This window comes from Pantoea sp. y20 (assembly GCF_054903455.1).
In genome coordinates, this window is record NZ_CM142816.1 from 3025449 (window position 1) to 3043151 (window position 17703).

General features: G+C 57.3%; 19 protein-coding genes. 5 read left to right on the forward strand and 14 right to left on the reverse strand.

Translation table 11 applies throughout. The features are described 5' to 3' along the window. Positions 1-76: 76 nt before the first annotated feature. The gene (gene ypfM, locus ACYAC5_RS14115; protein ID WP_137386901.1) at positions 77-136 is read right to left on the reverse strand and encodes a protein YpfM; all 60 of its coding nucleotides are present in this window, start codon (positions 134-136) and stop codon (positions 77-79) included. A 404-nt stretch (positions 137-540) separates the two neighbouring features. On the opposite strand from ypfM, the gene ACYAC5_RS14120 reads away from it, so the two are divergent. From ACYAC5_RS14120 to ACYAC5_RS14130, 3 genes are read left to right on the forward strand one after another with little or no spacing between them, the layout of a single operon-like run. Next, a complete protein-coding gene (locus ACYAC5_RS14120) occupies positions 541-909 on the forward strand; it encodes an ArsC family reductase (protein WP_101763530.1) in 369 nt (122 codons plus the stop codon). A gap of 1 nt (position 910) precedes the next feature. Further along, entirely contained in the window at positions 911-2038 is a 1128-nt protein-coding gene (gene dapE / locus ACYAC5_RS14125) for a succinyl-diaminopimelate desuccinylase (RefSeq protein ID WP_277973948.1), read from the forward strand. Between the two features lie 19 nt (positions 2039-2057). Next, a complete protein-coding gene (locus ACYAC5_RS14130; protein ID WP_277973949.1) occupies positions 2058-2246 on the forward strand; it encodes a YpfN family protein in 189 nt (62 codons plus the stop codon). Between the two features lie 47 nt (positions 2247-2293). On the opposite strand, the gene ypfH is transcribed toward ACYAC5_RS14130, so the two are convergent. From ypfH to dapA, 6 genes are all read right to left on the reverse strand, one after another. Next, positions 2294-2989 (reverse strand): esterase, encoded by a 696-nt coding sequence (ypfH, locus tag ACYAC5_RS14135; RefSeq protein ID WP_101763528.1) that lies wholly within the window; start codon positions 2987-2989, stop codon positions 2294-2296. 73 nt (positions 2990-3062) lie between these two features. Further along, positions 3063-4994 (reverse strand): tRNA(Met) cytidine acetyltransferase TmcA, encoded by a 1932-nt coding sequence (locus tag ACYAC5_RS14140; protein WP_277973950.1) that lies wholly within the window; start codon positions 4992-4994, stop codon positions 3063-3065. 26 nt (positions 4995-5020) lie between these two features. Further along, positions 5021-5890: a KPN_02809 family neutral zinc metallopeptidase gene (ypfJ, locus tag ACYAC5_RS14145; RefSeq protein WP_110866495.1), complete on the reverse strand. Its 870-nt coding sequence runs from the start codon at positions 5888-5890 to the stop codon at positions 5021-5023. 214 nt (positions 5891-6104) lie between these two features. Further along, positions 6105-6818 (reverse strand): phosphoribosylaminoimidazolesuccinocarboxamide synthase, encoded by a 714-nt coding sequence (gene purC / locus ACYAC5_RS14150; RefSeq protein ID WP_007884822.1) that lies wholly within the window; start codon positions 6816-6818, stop codon positions 6105-6107. 266 nt (positions 6819-7084) lie between these two features. Continuing rightward, the gene (gene bamC, locus ACYAC5_RS14155) at positions 7085-8113 is read right to left on the reverse strand and encodes an outer membrane protein assembly factor BamC (protein ID WP_101763526.1); all 1029 of its coding nucleotides are present in this window, start codon (positions 8111-8113) and stop codon (positions 7085-7087) included. A gap of 14 nt (positions 8114-8127) precedes the next feature. Then, a complete protein-coding gene (dapA, locus tag ACYAC5_RS14160; protein ID WP_101763525.1) occupies positions 8128-9006 on the reverse strand; it encodes a 4-hydroxy-tetrahydrodipicolinate synthase in 879 nt (292 codons plus the stop codon). Between the two features lie 143 nt (positions 9007-9149). Between dapA and ACYAC5_RS14165 the strand changes: the two genes are divergently transcribed. Beyond that, on the forward strand, positions 9150-9716 hold the full coding sequence (locus ACYAC5_RS14165; RefSeq protein WP_101763524.1) for a glycine cleavage system transcriptional repressor: 567 nt from the start codon (positions 9150-9152) through the stop codon (positions 9714-9716). 140 nt (positions 9717-9856) lie between these two features. Continuing rightward, complete coding sequence (bcp, locus tag ACYAC5_RS14170) at positions 9857-10324, forward strand: thioredoxin-dependent thiol peroxidase (RefSeq protein ID WP_101763523.1); 468 nt, start codon at positions 9857-9859, stop codon at positions 10322-10324. Between the two features lie 32 nt (positions 10325-10356). Here bcp and ACYAC5_RS14175 read toward each other — a convergent pair whose 3' ends face one another. From ACYAC5_RS14175 to ACYAC5_RS14205, 7 genes are all read right to left on the reverse strand, one after another. Beyond that, entirely contained in the window at positions 10357-11949 is a 1593-nt protein-coding gene (locus ACYAC5_RS14175) for a sensor domain-containing diguanylate cyclase (RefSeq protein WP_101763522.1), read from the reverse strand. Positions 11950-12114: 165 nt separating this feature from the next. Further along, the gene (locus ACYAC5_RS14180; protein ID WP_462062981.1) at positions 12115-12933 is read right to left on the reverse strand and encodes a phosphodiesterase; all 819 of its coding nucleotides are present in this window, start codon (positions 12931-12933) and stop codon (positions 12115-12117) included. A 70-nt stretch (positions 12934-13003) separates the two neighbouring features. Then, the gene (locus ACYAC5_RS14185) at positions 13004-13987 is read right to left on the reverse strand and encodes an ABC transporter ATP-binding protein (RefSeq protein ID WP_110866491.1); all 984 of its coding nucleotides are present in this window, start codon (positions 13985-13987) and stop codon (positions 13004-13006) included. After that, complete coding sequence (locus ACYAC5_RS14190; protein WP_462061928.1) at positions 13984-14796, reverse strand: ABC transporter permease; 813 nt, start codon at positions 14794-14796, stop codon at positions 13984-13986. The genes ACYAC5_RS14185 and ACYAC5_RS14190 overlap by 4 nt, the downstream gene beginning before the upstream one ends. Further along, positions 14793-15656, reverse strand: coding sequence for an ABC transporter permease (locus tag ACYAC5_RS14195; RefSeq protein ID WP_462061929.1), 864 nt, complete (start codon positions 15654-15656; stop codon positions 14793-14795). The genes ACYAC5_RS14190 and ACYAC5_RS14195 overlap by 4 nt, the downstream gene beginning before the upstream one ends. Then, positions 15656-16669, reverse strand: coding sequence for an ABC transporter substrate-binding protein (locus ACYAC5_RS14200; RefSeq protein WP_462061930.1), 1014 nt, complete (start codon positions 16667-16669; stop codon positions 15656-15658). Before ACYAC5_RS14200 ends, ACYAC5_RS14195 begins: the two co-directional genes overlap by 1 nt. Then, positions 16666-17691, reverse strand: a complete 1026-nt coding sequence (locus ACYAC5_RS14205) for a substrate-binding domain-containing protein (RefSeq protein ID WP_462061932.1) — start codon at positions 17689-17691, stop codon at positions 16666-16668. Before ACYAC5_RS14205 ends, ACYAC5_RS14200 begins: the two co-directional genes overlap by 4 nt. Positions 17692-17703: the final 12 nt, after the last annotated feature.

The window sequence follows — 17703 nt, forward strand, 5'->3', positions numbered from 1 at the left end:
ATCCATGGCGGCTTTATTGTTGTGTGTGGTAAGAATTACAGCAAGTTGGGAAGTGCCCTGCTTTTCTCTTCACGCGTTACTTACGTAACATCGCTTCGATGAATTCTTTCCAGTTTCCCATTTCGGTGTCGACCATAAAACCCTCTCTTATTGTAGCGGCAATTCTACGCCGTTTTTTTCTGGTGGTGAATACGTTTCCACCTGTTATCACTATCGGCAAAAGCGTAGAAAAGCTTCAATCTTTTGAAATTGCGTACTGACGCACATTTCAGCAACTCTATAATGCGGCAGGAAAAATGGCTGACTTAAATCGGGTAGCAGAAATCTGCATTTAGGATAATCCTTAGTGGCTTAATGATATCGCAGGCAATTATTAAGTGCGTAAGTGAAAGCGCTTCCTGGCCCTAAGTAATAAAATTTATAACGGCTTAAGGGTCATGAAAAATGGGTGAATAAGGCCGGCTTTCACCGTCAGCGCTCACAGCCCTTAGAGCGCTGTGGTAAACTCGCGCTTTATTTTTTACTCAACGGGAATAAGCGATGACAGCGCAGTGGGTGATGTACGGAATTAAAAATTGCGACACGATTAAAAAAGCACGCAACTATTTAGCGTCTTCCGGTATCGACTACTGTTTTCACGACTATCGCGTGGAGGGCATTGACGACGCGCTGCTGCAATCGTTTATCGATCAACTCGGTTATGAGGCGCTGCTGAATACGCGCGGTACCACGTGGCGCAAGCTGCCGGAAGCCGAACGCGACGCGGTAAACGATGCCGCCAGCGCCAAAGCGGTGATGCTGGCGCAGCCTGCCATCATCAAGCGTCCGGTGTTAGCCGCGCCGAATGGCGATCTGCTGGTCGGCTTCAAAGATTCCCTTTATTCCGCCTTTATCCAGGAGAAGTCATAACATGTTCTGTCCGGTTATTGAGCTGGCTCAGCAGCTTATCCGTCGCCCGTCACTCAGCCCGGATGATGCCGGTTGTCAGGCGCTGCTGATTGCGCGTCTGGAAGCCATCGGCTTCACGGTTGAGCCAATGCACATTGGCGATACGCTGAACTTTTGGGCGACGCGCGGCCAGGGCGAAACGCTGGCGTTTGCCGGTCATACCGATGTGGTGCCGCCGGGCGACGCCAACCGCTGGATCAGCCCGCCGTTTGAACCCAGCATCCGCGACGGCATGCTGTTTGGCCGCGGTGCCGCCGATATGAAAGGTTCGCTGGCGGCGATGGTGGTGGCAGCGGAACGCTTTGTGGCCGCTAATCCGCAGCATAAAGGTCGTCTGGCGTTTCTGATTACCTCCGATGAAGAAGCCAGCGCGGTTAACGGAACGGTGAAAGTGGTTGAGCGCTTGATGGCGCGCAACGAACGCATGGATTATTGCCTGGTCGGCGAACCATCGAGCACCGAGATTGTGGGTGACGTGGTGAAGAATGGCCGTCGCGGCTCGATGACCGCGAATCTCACCCTTCACGGCGTGCAGGGCCACGTAGCCTATCCGCATCTGGCGGATAATCCGGTGCATCGCGCCATGCCGGCGCTGAATGAGCTGGTAGAAACCGTGTGGGATGAAGGCAACGAATTCTTCCCACCGACCAGCATGCAGATCGCCAACGTGCAGGCCGGAACCGGCAGCAACAACGTAATTCCTGGCGAATTCTTTGTGCAGTTCAACTTCCGTTTCAGCACGCAGTTGACCGATCAGATGATTAAAGATCGCGTGGCGGAGCTGCTTGATCGTCATAAGCTGCGCTATACGCTGGAGTGGAATGTTTCCGGCCAGCCATTCCTGACATCACGCGGTAAGCTGGTGGATGCCGTGGTGAACGCTGTGGCGCACTATAATGAAATTAAGCCGCAGTTGCTGACTACCGGCGGCACCTCCGATGGGCGCTTCATTGCGCGCATGGGTGCGCAGGTGGTGGAACTGGGCCCGGTGAACGCCACCATTCATAAGATCAATGAGTGCGTGAAAGCGTCAGATTTGCAGATGCTGAGCCGTATGTATCAGCGCATCATGGAACAGCTGATCGCCTAAGCGCGAAAGGAGAAAGGGGATGGAATTCATTAAAGAGTACTGGTGGATCCTGGTGATCCTGCTGATGGTTGGTATTTTGATGAACGTTTACAAAGACCTAAAACGTATCGACCATAAAAAATTCATGGACAACAAACCGACGTTACCGCCGCATCGTGATTTCAACGATAAATGGGATGACGAGGACGACTGGCCGAAAAAGAAATAATCGTCATATCGCGAACGGCGCGATAACTCGCGCCGTTACGCATCCTGCTACATCATCATCACCACATCATCATCGCCCGGCTTCGCACCGCTTAGCGCCTCATCGAAGTAACGACGCGGCACGGTATAACGCAGATGATTCAGCGCCAGCTCCATGCTGCGATCGTTAATCGCGTGCGGTAAATCTTCCACCACATCCAGCGTGACATCGCCGCCCAACGAAATCAGACGTTGCTTCGCCTCTTCAGCGTGCTGCAGCGGGATCTGTTCGTCGTAATCGCCATGAATCAGATGAATGGTGTTACGCGTGCTGGCCCGCAACGGCAACGTGGCATAGCGGCCGCTGAACACAATCGCGCGTCCCGCCAAATCCGGCTGCGCTTTCATGCCTTCCAGCACCATAATGCCGCCCTGGGAAAAGCCCACCAGCGCCGTGGCTTCGGCACGCACGCCGCTCTCTTGCTGCCAGTGACGCACCGATGCCACGAACTCAGGCATGATCGCATCCACGCCCTGCTGTTCCGAACGATCGTGCGGCGGAATATCGGCAAACCACTGACGTCCTTGCGGCACGCTGCCCGCGTAAGGTGCTCCGACCGACACCACCAGCGCTTGCGGGAACGCTTTCGCGAACCAGCTACCAATCTGCGCCATCGAATCCGGGTTGTCGTTGATGCCGTGATACAGCAGAAACAGCTGTGCTGCACTGCTGGGTTGCTGAACAATTACATATCGTAGTGCCATAAGATCCTCCTCAAATCACTATACGCCGCTGCTGGCACAGAGATATCGGGAAAATTTGAACGAGATAATGGATTTATTGCAATGAACGCAGCCGCTGCGCCGCGTCGGGATTGAGGCGAATCAGTGCTGCGCCAGCTTCCGATCGCAGCTGGTTTATCAAGGCTTTACGACCGCTGAGACCGGCATGTTGCGCGGCATCGGTTAGCGTCTGTTTTTGCAGCAGGATGGCATTCAACAACGGTGAAGGAGACTGGCGCACCAGCCGCTGTAGCGCCGCGTAGCTGGCTTCGAACGGGCGCTGCGCCCAGGCAAAGCCGGCCAGCAGCGCCCAGTCATCCTCGTTTAGCTGCTGGCTGGCATCGCTTACCAGCGTTAACGGTAAATCTATAATCGCTTGCAGCCACAGCCAATCACGCGCCAGGCGCTGCGCTGCCTGCTGTTGTAGCGCTTCACCTGCCGCAGAGATTGCCAGCAGCGCCATCGCGGCATAGCAGCCGCTGCTGGCTTCGCGCTGCGAGCCAATCCGCACCAGCGTAAAACCGCAGGCGCGCCAGAAGCGCCACAAAGATTCGGTGTAGCCAAAACTCACCGAGAGATAATCACAGTTCTGCGCCTGCTGTCGTGCGGTGGCCACCAGCGCTTTGCCGATCCCACGCTGACGCTGTGACGCCTGCACCGCAATCCGGCTAATGCGCAGTGAGCGCAGCGTTGCCGCCTGCGCGAAACCGGCATGGGCCGCCAGCGATTGCGCCACCAGATTGCCACGCGGCCGACGATGACCGGCCCACACCGCGTCAGCCAATGGCTGATCCAATCCGCCCTCTTCCACCAGCCACAACGCGCCGGTTACCTGTTCGGCTGCACCCGCCAACCAAAAACGCATGCCGGGCGCATCCAGCATGCGCCGTAAATCCAGTGGCGAAGTGCGATAGTGCGCACTGGCAAGCAGGCGATAGCCCGCTTCCAGCGCCGTTATGTTGTGGTCCGGTGTGGCCGGGTAAATGGCGATCTCACCGCTTGCGCGGCTCTCCTGCGCATCTTCAAACAGCAACGCCTGGCTGAGCCACTGCTCCAGCGGATCGTTCGGCGACCAGCGCAACGGCTCGTCGAGCTGGAAGAGGCGCACATCCGGCAAGGTGGCGCAGAAGCGCAGCATAAAGCCGCGTCCGGTGCCTTCATAACCTTGCACGGTGGTGATAAGCAGCACGCGCGGGAAACGTTGCACCAGCTGTTGCAGGATGGGCGCGGGAATGGCGGCCGCTTCATCGACAATCAGCCACTGCGCCTGAGGCGTCGCTTCCTGCGCGAGAACGGCATCGGGAGCCATGAAACTGAAATGCTCACCAGCGAATTCTGCCAGCACCGCCGTGGAGACTTTGGCCGGTGCCGTGACTAAACAGTGTTGGTTGCGCTGCGCCAGCATGCCGGCCAACGCCGATTTGCCGCGACCGCGCGCGGCGGTGATCACTGCCACGCCCGGCGGCATCGCTTCAAGCTGTTCAAGGATTCGCGCCTGCTGCTGCGGTACCTGACAGCGCCAGTCGGGCAGATGCGTTTCCACCGGATAACGCACCGCTTGATGCTGACGTTGCAACATCACCTGCGCGTCTTGCCGCATCAGGGATTGCAGATGGTGGATAAAGTGCGGCGTGGCGATCGGTTCAGCGACATCCGCCCAGCGCAAGCTGTCGGCATCGGTCTGCCTGGGCCAGCTTTCCCAATCAGGCGTTAACAGCAATAACCAGCTGCCCGCGCGTAAGGTTCCGGCCAGTGCTGCAAAAGCTTCGGCGTGAAAACCGCGGCGGGCATCAAATATCGCATGCTGGAATTCACGCCCCAGCAAGGTGCGTAAAGCCGCGGGCGCAACGGCGTGCGAGAAATCGGTGCTGTCGCTCACCGTCAGCCAGTCGCCGGGCAGCGCGGTGTGCCAACCTGTGGCCTGCTGCTGCGCCCACTCCGCATCACCCGCTATCACGCAAAGGCGGCGAATGCCTGCACGCTGCATCGCCGCCGTTTGTTCAACCAGGGAGATCACTTGCTAGCGAAGGTGTTGCACTGGCCAGGATCGCCGCTATCGAAACCGCGTTTCAGCCAGGTGTAACGCTGCTGAGAGGTGCCATGGGTGAAGCTATCCGGCACTACGCGGCCCTGACCTTTCTGCTGCAGACGATCGTCGCCAATCGCTTCAGCCGCGTTGAGTGCTTCCTGCAGATCGCCCACTTCCAGAACGTTTTGCTGCTCCATGTAATGGCCCCAAACGCCGGCGAAGCAATCCGCCTGCAGCTCCATTTTCACCGACAGCTGATTCGCCTGCGCCTGGCTCGCGCCCTGCTGCATCTGACGCACTTTTGGCTCAATGCCCAGCAGCTTTTGTACGTGATGCCCCACTTCATGCGCAATCACGTAGCCTTGCGCAAAGTCGCCACCGGCGCCGAGTTTGGTTTTCATGTCATCGTAGAATGACAAATCGATATACACAGTTTGATCGGCAGGACAGTAAAACGGTCCCATCGCCGATTGGCCAGTACCGCAGTTGGTACGCGTTGCCCCGCGATACATCACCAGCTTCGGCGGCACATACTGTTTGTTCATCTGCTGGAACAGCTTGCTCCAGGTATCTTCGGTGGTCGCCAGAATCACCGAGGTGAATTTGGCATCTTCGTTACTCTGCGCGGTGTTTACCTGACGCTGCTGCGACGTTGGCGCGACACTGCCGCCGCCTTCCAATAACGCGGTGAGGTCGTAGCCGTAATAGCCGGCAACAGCGACCACCACCAGCAAGATAAGGCCGCCTTTGCCGCGTGGAATGCGGATTTGCCGTCCCCCGCCGCCGCCAAGGCCAGGTGAATCATTGCGTCGATCTTCTACATTGTCGCTTTCACGACGCCCTTGCCAGCGCATGGTCTAACTCCTTTAAACATGTTTGGCATGATTTTAGTTGGCGGCAGCGGTAAGCACCAGTGTTGTAGTGACAGCACGGTAAGAATGAGAGAAATGGTGTGATAAAGGAGGAAGGAATTTGTAGCGGCGCGATTTATCGCGCAATGTCTGGAAGGTGCACCGACCGTAATAGAGCGCGATAAATCGCGCCGCTACGGGCCGGTGCAAACAGGACTTAATCCAGCTTCACACCCAAACGCTGTGCAACTTCTTCGTACGCTTCAACCAGGCCGCCAAGGCTCTGACGGAAACGGTCTTTGTCCATTTTATCCATGGTGTTTTTGTCCCACAGACGCGCGCCATCTGGCGAGAACTCATCACCCAGCACCACTTCGCCGTTGAACAGACCAAACTCCAGCTTGAAGTCGACCAGGATCAAACCTGCGTCATCAAACAGTTTACTCAGCACATCATTGGCTTTGAAGGTCAGCTCTTGCATGCGTGCCAGATTCGCTTTGCTCACCCAGCCGAAGGTTTCGCAATAGGATTCGTTGACCATCGGGTCGTGTTTGGCGTCATCTTTCAGGAAGAGATCAAACAGCGGTGGATTGAGCACAATGCCCTCTTCCACACCCAGACGTTTTACCAGCGATCCTGCCGCTCGGTTGCGCACCACGCACTCCACCGGCACCATCTCCAGCTTTTTCACCAGCGCTTCGTTATCTGACAGCAGCGCTTCCATCTGGGTCGGAATGCCCGCTTCCTGCAATTTGGTCATGATGAAATGGTTAAACTTGTTGTTTACCATTCCTTTGCGATCAAACTGCTCGATTCGTGCACCGTCTCCTGCTGACGTATCGTTGCGGAATTCAAGTACCAGCAGATCCGGATTATCGGTGCTGTATACGGTTTTCGCTTTACCGCGATACAACTCAGCTCGCTTTTGCATCTTGTTAACTCCAAACATGAAAGAACCCGTGTTCAGCGGTGTTTCACCGCGCGCCGATTGCGTGACGCAATCGTTTACTTCGCCGGGCGCTATTATACACAAAATCATTCGAGATGCAGGAAGGCGGCAAACGAATGAATCCCGATGAGCTTACTCAAGTAAGTGATTCGGGTGAACGAGAGCAGCCAACGCATCTGCAGCTTGAAGGATTTGTGTATATGCCAAATCAAAACAAAAAGGCCGGAAATCTCCGGCCCTTTGGCAATTTATTTCAGCGCGCCTTGAATCACCTGCACCAGCGCGTCGTTCTGCGCCTGGGTTAGCACGTGACCTTTCGGATCGATGAACTGCAGACTGCTGCGGTTATCCAGATCGCCAACCTGCAACTTGTAATCGCCGTTTGGCAGTTCTGGATCTTTGGCGCCAATCTGATCCCACACGCCGCTGCCCGGCTGTTTGTAGGTCACTTTCAGGCTGCCCTGCGAACGGTTGTCATCTGTGATTTCCATGCCCACGCGTTTCAGCGCCGCAGGCAAACGCTGCCAGGTGACGTTAAACGGTGCGCGCAGAATCAACAGCGGTAAACCGGTGTCATCCGCGCCGCTCTGCACATCAATCTGTCCGGTGGCACGGTTGGCCGCCGCATCCTGGCTGGCAGAATCAACTTTATCCAGACCGGTGCTGATGTCGTTCAACATCTGGCCGGTATAGCGTTGAATCTGTGCCGGAGAAGTAACGGCTTGACCAGACTGCTGCAGTTCCAGCAAACGTACGGTCAGCACTTGCTGATAGCTCTGATTCTGCACGCTGATCTGATAGCGACCGCGATACTGGTTATCTTCGTCAGCACGGTTCCACTGCACCCAATCGGTGGTCAGCTGTTGCGAAGCGTCATCACGCTGGGCAATCGGGAACTTGTAAGACTGAATCACACCCACAACCTGCGACCAGATAGAACCGCGGCTGCTTTCCACGGCCAGCACGCCCGTGTTACCGGTGAACTGCGCACGCGTGCCGTTCAGCAGCGCCAGCGGCTGGGCTGGCGGACGAATATCCAGCTCTTTGCCAACCGCGCCTTTCGCCACGCTGTGCGGAACATCGTAATCGCCATTCTGCAACGGCAGAATCATGCCCGCGGGTGCTTTTAAATCATGCAGCTCAGGCGCCTGCAGGTAAGATTCATCCCCGCTGACCTGGCGCTTATAACGCTGATCGTTGGAACACGCTGTGAGCAGCATCAGGGTGGAAAGGCCCACTACCGTTGCCAGCGTCGAGCGCTTAACTGAATAACTCATTGATTCTCCCTAAATTATCGCAGACCTGCTTTAATCAGCGCTTGCGCCGTTTTCGTCTGACCGGCTTCGGTCAGTGGCGTCATTGGCAAGCGCAGCGTGTCATCCGCGATTAATCCTAGCTGTTTTGCTGCCCATTTCACCGGGATTGGATTGGGTTCACAGAAAAGCGTCTGGTGCAGGTGCATCAGACGCTGATTCAGGCGACGCGCTTCGGCGAATTTGCCCTGTTGCGCTAAGGCACAGAGTTCAACCATTTCACGCGCTGCAATGTTAGCCGTGACCGAAATTACGCCTTTGCCGCCCAGTTGCATGGAGTCCAGCGCCGTAGCGTCATCGCCGCTGACGATGATGAACTCATCATTAACCAGCTCTTGGATCTGTGAGACACGCGATAAGTTCCCGGTGGCCTCTTTGATTCCGATAATATTTTTAATTTCGGCCAGACGCGCGACGGTTTCCGGCAGCATGTCGCAACCGGTACGCGAAGGAACGTTATACAGCATCTGCGGCAGATCGGTACTTTCCGCAATAGCTTTAAAGTGCTGGAACAGACCTTCCTGCGTCGGACGGTTGTAATAAGGCGTGACCGTTAAACAGCCCACCACACCGCTGCCGGTAAAGCGTTTGGTCAGAGAGATGCCTTCAGCCGTGGCATTTGCGCCGGTGCCGGCGATAACCGGAATACGGCCATCCGCCAGTTCCAGGGTTTGCATAACCACATCACCGTGCTCGTCATGGCTGAGCGTGGCAGATTCGCCGGTGGTGCCAACAGAAACAATCGCCGCGGTGCCGCTGGCAACATGATAATCAATCAGTTTTTTCAAACTTTCGCGGCAGACATTACCTTTTTCATTCATTGGCGTAATGAGCGCAACAATACTTCCGGTGAACATGGGCTATCCCCTCGACAAACAAGTGCCTCATGTTACGTTTTACATTGAAAGAAAAGCAAGCGAGCCACGCCATTCCCGCGCTTGTCAGCAGTTTTTTTTATGTTTACCTTATAGTTATTAGCGAACGTACAGGAAATGCCATTTTGTCGCAGTCACAGCCTCACCATCTGGTGATCACCGCACTGGGCGTTGATCGTCCGGGTATCGTCAATACCATCACCCGTCACGTTAGCAGCTGCGGCTGCAATATCGAGGACAGCCGTTTAGCGATGCTGGGCGATGAGTTCACTTTTATTATGCTGCTGTCCGGTAGCTGGAACGCGATAACCCTGATTGAATCAACGCTGCCGATGAAAGGTGCCGAGCTGGAGTTGCTGATTGTAATGAAGCGCACCAATGCGCGCGCCACGCCACCGATGCCCGCCACCGTATGGGTGCAGATTGAAGTGCCAGATTCACCGCATATCATTGAGCGCTTCACCGATCTTTTCGATAAACATCAGATGAACATTGCCGAACTGGTGTCCAGAATTAAACCGGCGCAGGATGGCGTGGCACCGACGCTCTATATTCAAATAACGGCGCACAGCCCGGCCAATCAGTTCAGTGCGCCCATCGAGCAGGCTTTCAATCAGCTGTGCGAAGAACTGCATGCACAAGGCTCAATTCGTCTTTATAGTGTCACCGACGATGCTAACAGCACCGTTTAATCAGGCTCCGGGTTATTTCGCCACACACTCTGCCGCTGCGGCAAACCGTGTGGTGAAATAACCCTGACGGTAAACACCACCTGGCACTTTTGCTCTTGATGGTGTATTACCCACAGCATGTAAAAAAATGGAGAGTTGTGATGAATCCACTGAAAGCCGGTGATACCGCACCGAAATTTAGTTTGCCCGATCAGGACGGCGAACAAGTAAATTTGGCCGACTTCCAGGGACAGCGCGTTCTGGTCTATTTCTATCCGAAAGCCATGACGCCGGGTTGCACCGTGCAGGCTTGCGGTCTGCGCGACAACATGGATGAGTTGAAAACTGAGGGCGTTGTTGTGCTGGGTATCAGCACCGACAAAGCGGAGAAGCTGTCACGCTTTGCCGATAAAGAGCTGCTGAACTTCACGCTGTTATCGGATGAAGATCATCAGGTGTGCGAGCAGTTTGGCGTCTGGGGCGAGAAAACCTTTATGGGCAAAACCTATGACGGCATTCACCGCATCAGCTTCCTGATTGATGCCAACGGCAAAGTTGAGAAAGTGTTCGACGATTTCAAAACCTCCAATCACCACGACATCGTGCTGGATTATCTGAAGTCAGCCTGAGGTAAACGGGTGCGCAGGCCGCACCCGGAGCGTTAATGCGTAATGCTGCTGACCAACGCATCCTGACCGGAGATCATCACGCAGTTGCGTCCGGCATTTTTCGCCTGATAAAGCGCGGCATCGGCCTGCTTGAGGCTCTGCTCCTGCGAACCACTTTCCGGCTGCCAGTCGGCAATGCCCACCGACAGCGTGACATTGCCAACCTGATCAATCCAGTTTTCTGCAATGCTGATGCGCACGCGCTCGGCCAGAATGCGTGCGTCTTCCACCGACGTCGCAGGCAGCAACATCAGGAACTCTTCCCCGCCGTTACGGCACACCACATCGGTTTGACGGGCGCTGCTGCGTAAGGTTCGCGCCACATGTTTAATCACCTCATCGCCGACGTCATGACCGAAGGTATCGTTGACCCGTTTGAAGTGATCGATATCCAGCGCCAGCACCGAGAACGGTTGGCGCATGGTGGCGAAGTAGTCGAGCACCGCGCTCAGGCCTCGACGGTTAAGCAGATTGGTCATGGGATCGCTCTGCACTTCCGATTTCAGGCGACCAATCTTATCCTGCACTAAACCAATACCGGTGAGCAGCGCGCGTTTGACCTGCGCCGCTTCGAAATACCAGGCGCGAATGCCGCCAATCTCGTTCGACACGCCCTGGGAATCCATCTGGCTGGCCTTGCGCGCCAGTTGCCACAGCGGCAGCGCAATCAGACGCGCCAGAATCACCGCCACCAGCAAGGTCAGCAGCGCAAATGGCACCGAGTTTTTCAACACTTTCAGCAGCAAGCCGGTGAGCGGCGCCAGCGTCACATCGGTGGGTTTCAACGCCACCACCATCCAGCCGGTGGTGGGCACGATAGCGTAACCGGCCAGCTTAGGCACGTTCTCTTCCGTCAGTTGCACTTCACCGTTGGTTTTCTCCTCGCGCTGGCGATCGCTAACGATGCCCGGCACGCTTTTACCAATCAGCTGGGTATTCTGGTGGTACAGCACCTGATTATTGCGATCCAGCACGTAAACATGTGTGCCATCGCGATAGAACTGCTCGCCGAGCAGTGCATTAAGGATGCTTTTCTTCTTCAGATAGATGGTGCCGCCGACGTAGCCAAGGTAACGTCCGTCTTTGCTCCAGATCGGCCAGGAGACAAACACAATCAAATTATTGGCGGCGGAGATGCTGGGTTTGCTGACCATCGGCTGACGCTGCGCCAGCGCTTCACGCGAAGCCTGGCTGGTGAGCTGCATGCCTTTCAGCATCAGCGATTCGGGTGAAATGGCTTTCACGATGCCGTTGCTGTCCACCACCGCCACCGAGTTAAAGCTATTAGTTTGCTCACGCAGGCGATTGACTTCCTGCTGCGCTAAATCGGCATCATCAAAATCATTGCCCAGCTGCGTCGCGCTGTAGTGCAGCTGCGACTGAGCCAGCTGAAAGAAGACCTCCGTCGTCGCCGCCAGTTTAGTGGCGTAAGCGCGATTGGCTTCGAGGGTGCTTTCGATCAGGACCATACGTTGCACGCGCCAGGTGGCGTACAGCGTGTTGGCAAGTGTGATGACGATGCTGGTGATCGCCAACAGCGCGATCAGCGTGCGCAGGTCAGTTTTTGGCCGCAGGCGCGTTAGCATAGCGCACCGACCTTAGTGAATAGATTCATCGATATGTGTGCCTGACAGTCTTGTTATAGTTGGATGCACTTGCCCTGGTGAGCTAACGGGCGATTGTACACCCACAACGCAAATTGAGCACGAAGCATCCTGTCAGCCACACACAATTCTTTCTCTGCGCTGGTGCTAATCGATCAAACCGTTGGCATCGTAAAACGGCCACGGACCGGGATAATCGCCGATAGCACACAAATGCGTGCTCATGCCCTGCTGCGCATGCCAGCGATGCAGCAGAAAGCCGGGCGGCTCCAGCATAAAATTCGCCGGTGCATTTTCCGCGAGATCAAACGCCACCTGATGCGATACGCCCGGCGCCACGCACGCCAGCGTACCGGCAAAACGCGCCTGCACCGAGCGGTGCAGATGACCGCTCAGCACGCGTTCCACCTGTGGATGGCGCTGAATAATCGCCGCCAGCGCCGCCGGATTGCGCAGCGGCTGGTTATCCATTTGTTCGATGCCACAAAGAAACGGCGGATGATGCAGCATCACCAGCGTCGGCAACTGCGGCTGGCGCTGCAACTGCTCATCAAGCCAGCGCAACTGCGCTTCATCCACATAGCCCCACGGCTGCTGTGGCACGCTGGAATCGAGCGCCAGCAGCTGCACGCCTTTCACCTGCATCTGCCAGTTTAGGGTTGCTCCGTGCTGCAGATAGTGATGATCCGGAAACGCCGCACGCAGCGCCTGGCGATCGTCGTGGTTGCCCGGCATCAGCAGAAACGGCAGCTGCAGTTGGCGCAGCGCCTGCTTTAACGTTTGATACTCTGCCGCGGTGCCGAAATCGACCAGATCGCCGGTCATCACCACCATGTCGGGGCGCGGCGCAAGGCGGTTTAGCGTCTCAATCACCCGCAGTAGCGCGGCTTGAGTGTCGACTTTTTTGTAGGATAAACGGCCGTTGGCCTTGATGTGTAAATCGCTGATTTGCGCGATGAGCGTCATTGCTTCAGACACGAATTTTTTCCTTTGGATGTTTAAGCGCGGCGGTCGCCATTTATGGCGACCGGGCCAATCAAGAAAACTGCAGCGCGGCGTCCTGCGCCAGCGTCCAGCTCACCGCTTGTCCGGCATGCCAGGCTTCACGCGCGTGGCGATCCACCTGAATGGGCGTCGCCAGTCCGATGTCGATCATCAACCGCTGCGACGCGCCCAGAAAAGTGCTGGCAACAATAAAACCCTGGCGCGGATAACGCTCATCGCTGGCCAGCAGCACATCTTCCGGGCGGCAAAAGCGCTGCGGATGGCCGCGCGTATCCACATCCACGCAGTTAATCGCGCCCACAAAATCGGCGACAAATTTTGACGCCGGATGCTGATAAATTTTCTGCGGCGTATCGATCTGCACCAAACGTCCCTGCTCCATCACCGCAATACGGTCACCGAGCGCCATCGCTTCCTGCTGATCGTGCGTTACGTAAACGGCGGTGATCGCCAGCTTCTTCAGTAGCGCGCCGATCTCCAGACGCAGACGATCGCGCAGGCGCGCATCCAGCGCCGCCAGCGGCTCATCAAACAGCAGCACTTTGGGCCGCGCGGCTAACGCGCGCGCCAGCGCCACACGCTGCTTCTGGCCGCCGGAGAGTTTGTCGATGCTACGCTGCGCCAGCGCGGTGAGATCCACCAGCGCCAGCATCTCCTGTACGCGCGCTTCCCGTTCGGCACGCGCCACGCCCTGCACTTTCAGGCCGTACGCTACGTTCCCGGCCACATTGAGATTCGGAAACAGCGCGTAGTTCTGGAACACCATGCCGACGTTGCGTTTTTCAATCGGTAAGGCGGTAACGTTGCGATCGTCAAACCACACTTCGCCGCCGACATCGCAGCTCTCCAGCCCGCTGATAATGCGCAGCGTGGTGGTTTTGCCGCAGCCGGACGGCCCCAGCAGCACCAGCGTTTCGCCGGCATGCACTGTGAGATCGAGCGGTTGCAGCGCCTGATGATGATTAAAATGACGTGCGCAGCCGCGCAGCGTCACGGTAACGGCCGCAGGGTTCATGCTGCCTCCTTGTGTTGGCGCGAAACCGCGCGGTTAAGCCAGTGATTCACGGCATTGAGCATCAGCAGCAGCGGCAGAATCATCAGAATGAAAATCAGCGTGTAGGCGGAACCCACTTCCAGCCGCATTGAGGCATAGCTGTCGGCAAGGCCAACCGGCAAGGTTTTGGTCAGCGGCGTGTGCAGCATCCATGTAATGTTGAATTCCCCCACCGACAGCGTGATCACCATAAACGCGCCAGCAAGAATGCCGTTGCGGCAGTTCGGCACCACCACGGTAAATAAGCGCTGCCACAAGCTGGCGCCGAGGCTGGCCGATGCTTCTTCCAGGCGCGGCATATCCACCGCCTGCATCACCGCCAGCACCGGCCGCATCATAAACGGCAAGGTAAACAGCACGTGACCAATCAGGATGAACAGCCAGCTATCACGCAGGCCGGAAAACTGGCCGTAGAGCAGAATGATGCCAAGCGCTGTTGCCAGACCGGGCAGCGCCACCGGCAGCATCAAGCACTCTTCAATACGCGCCGCCCAGCGGCCCGGCGCTTTCAGCAATCCCCACGCAGCGGGAACGCCAATCACCAAGGTAACCAGCAGGCAGAACAGCGCGATCAGCAGCGACAGCCAGAAAGTATCGGCGTACATCTGCCACACTTGCTCCACCCACTTCAGCGTGAAGCCGCTGCGCAGGCCGATGAAATAGTTATTGGTGACGCCCGCCAGCATCGACAGCACCACCGGCACGATCATAAACAGCGCGGTGATGGCGGTGATCAGCAGTTGCAGGCTAAACAGTCCACGACGTTTCATGATTGCGCCTCCTTAGCCTGCGCCAGACGGCGCGCCAGCATCAGCGCCAGCCAGGCGAATCCGCCCATCAACACTGACAGCGCGGCGGCGGTGGCGAAGTTGGCGTAGTTGGTGAACTCGCCGTAAATGGTCAGCGGTAGCACCGCCAAATCGGTGCCGAGCGTAAAGGCGGTGCCAAAAGCGCCCATGCTGGTAGCGAAGCACAGCGCGCCGGTGGAGAGCAGCGCCGGTTGCAGGCCGGGCACAATCACATCCCAGGTGATGCGCCACTGGCTGGCGCCGAGCGAACGAGCTGCTTCTTCCAGCGAGCGATCGAGTTTTTCACTGGCTGCTACCAGCGTGACGATGGCGCGCGGCAGCGAGAAATAGAGGTAACCGATAAACAGACCCGCCAGCGAATAGGCCAGCGTCCAGCGTTCATGCAGCAAACTCATGCTGATTTGCGCCAGCAATCCCTGACGTCCAGCCAGCATCACCACTAGAAAACCCACCACCACGCCGGGAAACGCCAGCGGAAAGGTCAGCAACGCCAGCAAGGTGCCGCGGCCGGCAAAGCGCTGGCGCGCCAGAAAGCAGCCGACGATAGCGGCGATGAGTAACGTCACCAGCGTCACCGCCAGCGACAGCAGCACGGTGTTCAGCAGGCTCAGCAGATAGTGCGGCTGCGTGATCACCGTCCAGTAACCGCTGTGCTGGGTGCTGCGATCGTTCTGCATGCCGATTTGCAGCAGGCGGGCAAACGGCAGCAGCCAGAAAGCGCAAAAGAACAGCAGCGCGGGCAGCGTCAGCCACAACCAGCGGCTGCCCGGTTGCGTCGGTATCTGGCGGCGCGAGGCCGCCAGCGTGTCAGCCATCGACATTAACGCATCTCGCTCAGGTATGTCGCCGAGAAGGCCTTCTGCGCATCGGCCATCTGCTGATAGTTCACGGTTTGCGCACGCGCATAATCGCTGTCTGGCAGGAAGAATTTCTTAGCGTCAGCGGACATCGCCGAGGTGCGTACCGGACGCAGGAAGGCATTGGCCCAAATCGCCTGACCTTTATCCGACAATACGTAGTCGATCACTTTCTTGCCGTTGTCTGCGTGCGGCGCGTTCTTCACCAGGCTGATGACGTACGGCACCGTAACCGTGCCCTCTTTCGGGATCACAAAGGCGACATTGGCGTGATCTTTATATTTGGCGCGATAGGCGTTGAAGTCGTAGTCGAGCAGGATCGGAATCTCACCGGAGATCAGGCGCGCGTAGGCGGTCTGCTTCGGTACGATCGGCTGGTTAGCCTGGAGTTTTTTGAACCATGCCAGCGCGGGTGTGAAGTCCTGCATGTTGCCGCCCTTCGCCTGGTTGACCGCTACGGCCGCCACGTAACCGACAAAGGCGCTAGCCGGATCGAGGTAGCCAATCATGCCTTTGTATTCAGGCTTCAGCAGATCGTCCCAGGATTGCGGCACGGGCGCGCCGCCCAGCGCATCAAGGTTAACCATAAAGCCCATGGTGCCTGAGTGCAGCGCCACCCATTTGCCGTCGGGATCTTTCATTCCCGCTGGGATCTCGTCCCAATGCGCGGGCTTATAGGCGCTGATGACACCGGCGCTATCCGCCTGGATGCCAAAACTGACGCCGTAATACACCACATCTGCCACCGGATTACCCTGCTCCGCCACCAGCTGCGCCAGCGCCTGGCCGGAGTTTTTATTGTCCTGCGGCACCTGAATGCCAGTGTCTTTAGCAATGGCGTTAAGCTGGGTTCCCCAGTCCGCCCATTCGGGAGGACAGTTGTAGCAAATCGCCGTATCGGCGGCCTGCGCCAGCGAACTGAACAGCGAACCGGCGGTCAGTGCGAGCGCCCCGGCAATCATTGTGACTTTTTTCATGATGGTTCCCTGATAGTGGCAATGGAAGAAAAAGAGGTTGCTGGCGCGGCGATACTGGCCCCGAGCCTTAATCGATGTGGCAGCACGCGCGTGCCGTGGCTGGCTTGTTGTAACAGCATGTCGATCGCCCCGGCGCCGAGCATGTCAGCTGGCTGGCTTACGCTCGCCAGCGACGGCGCGATCTGCTCGCCGATATCGATGCCATCAAAACCCATTACCGACAGCTGCTGCGGAATGCGCACTCCGGCGCGCGCCGCCGCACCAATCAGGCTGATGGCGAGCAGATCGTTGGTGCAGATCACCGCGCTGAGCGGCGTGTCGCCACTCAACTGCGGCTGCAGCAGCGCGAAATCAGATTGGGTATGGCTGGGCATTTCGAGTACCGGCAGCGCGCGCAATCTGGCCTGCTGCATGGCATCGCAATAGCCCTGATAGCGCAGACGGGCGCGATCCGATTGCAGCATGGGACCGGCCACCATACCGATGTGGCGATGTCCGAGCTGCAGCAGGTGTTCGGTGGCTTGCTGCATCGCCTGGCGGTTATCGACGCAAATCGCGGGCCAGTGCGTGGCTTGCGGCACGTTATGCGTCAGGACAAACGGCATGCTGGCTTGATGCAGCGTATGCAGGATGGCGCTGTTGTCGGCGTCGGCGACGGTAAGAACCAAACCGGCAACGCGCTGGTTCAGCATGTGCTCCACCATCGCCGCTTCCCGCTCGGGCTGATAATCGCTGGTTGCCACCAGCAGACCGTAACCGGCGGCACGCGCCTGACGCTCCATCGCTTGCAGTTGACGGGCGAAAATCGGATTCAGCAGCGACGGCAGCAGCACGCCGAAGGTGGTTGAACTTTGGGTACGCAGTTGGCGAGCAATGTGATTGGGGCGAAAGCCGAGCTGCTCAGAGGCGCTCAACACCTTTTCCAGCGTGTCAGCTCGCAGCAGATGCGGATCAGAGAATGCGCGGGCGGCGGTAGCGCGAGAAACGCCAGCCAGTTTGGCCACGCTGATTAAATCGGACATGTTCGCCTCGTA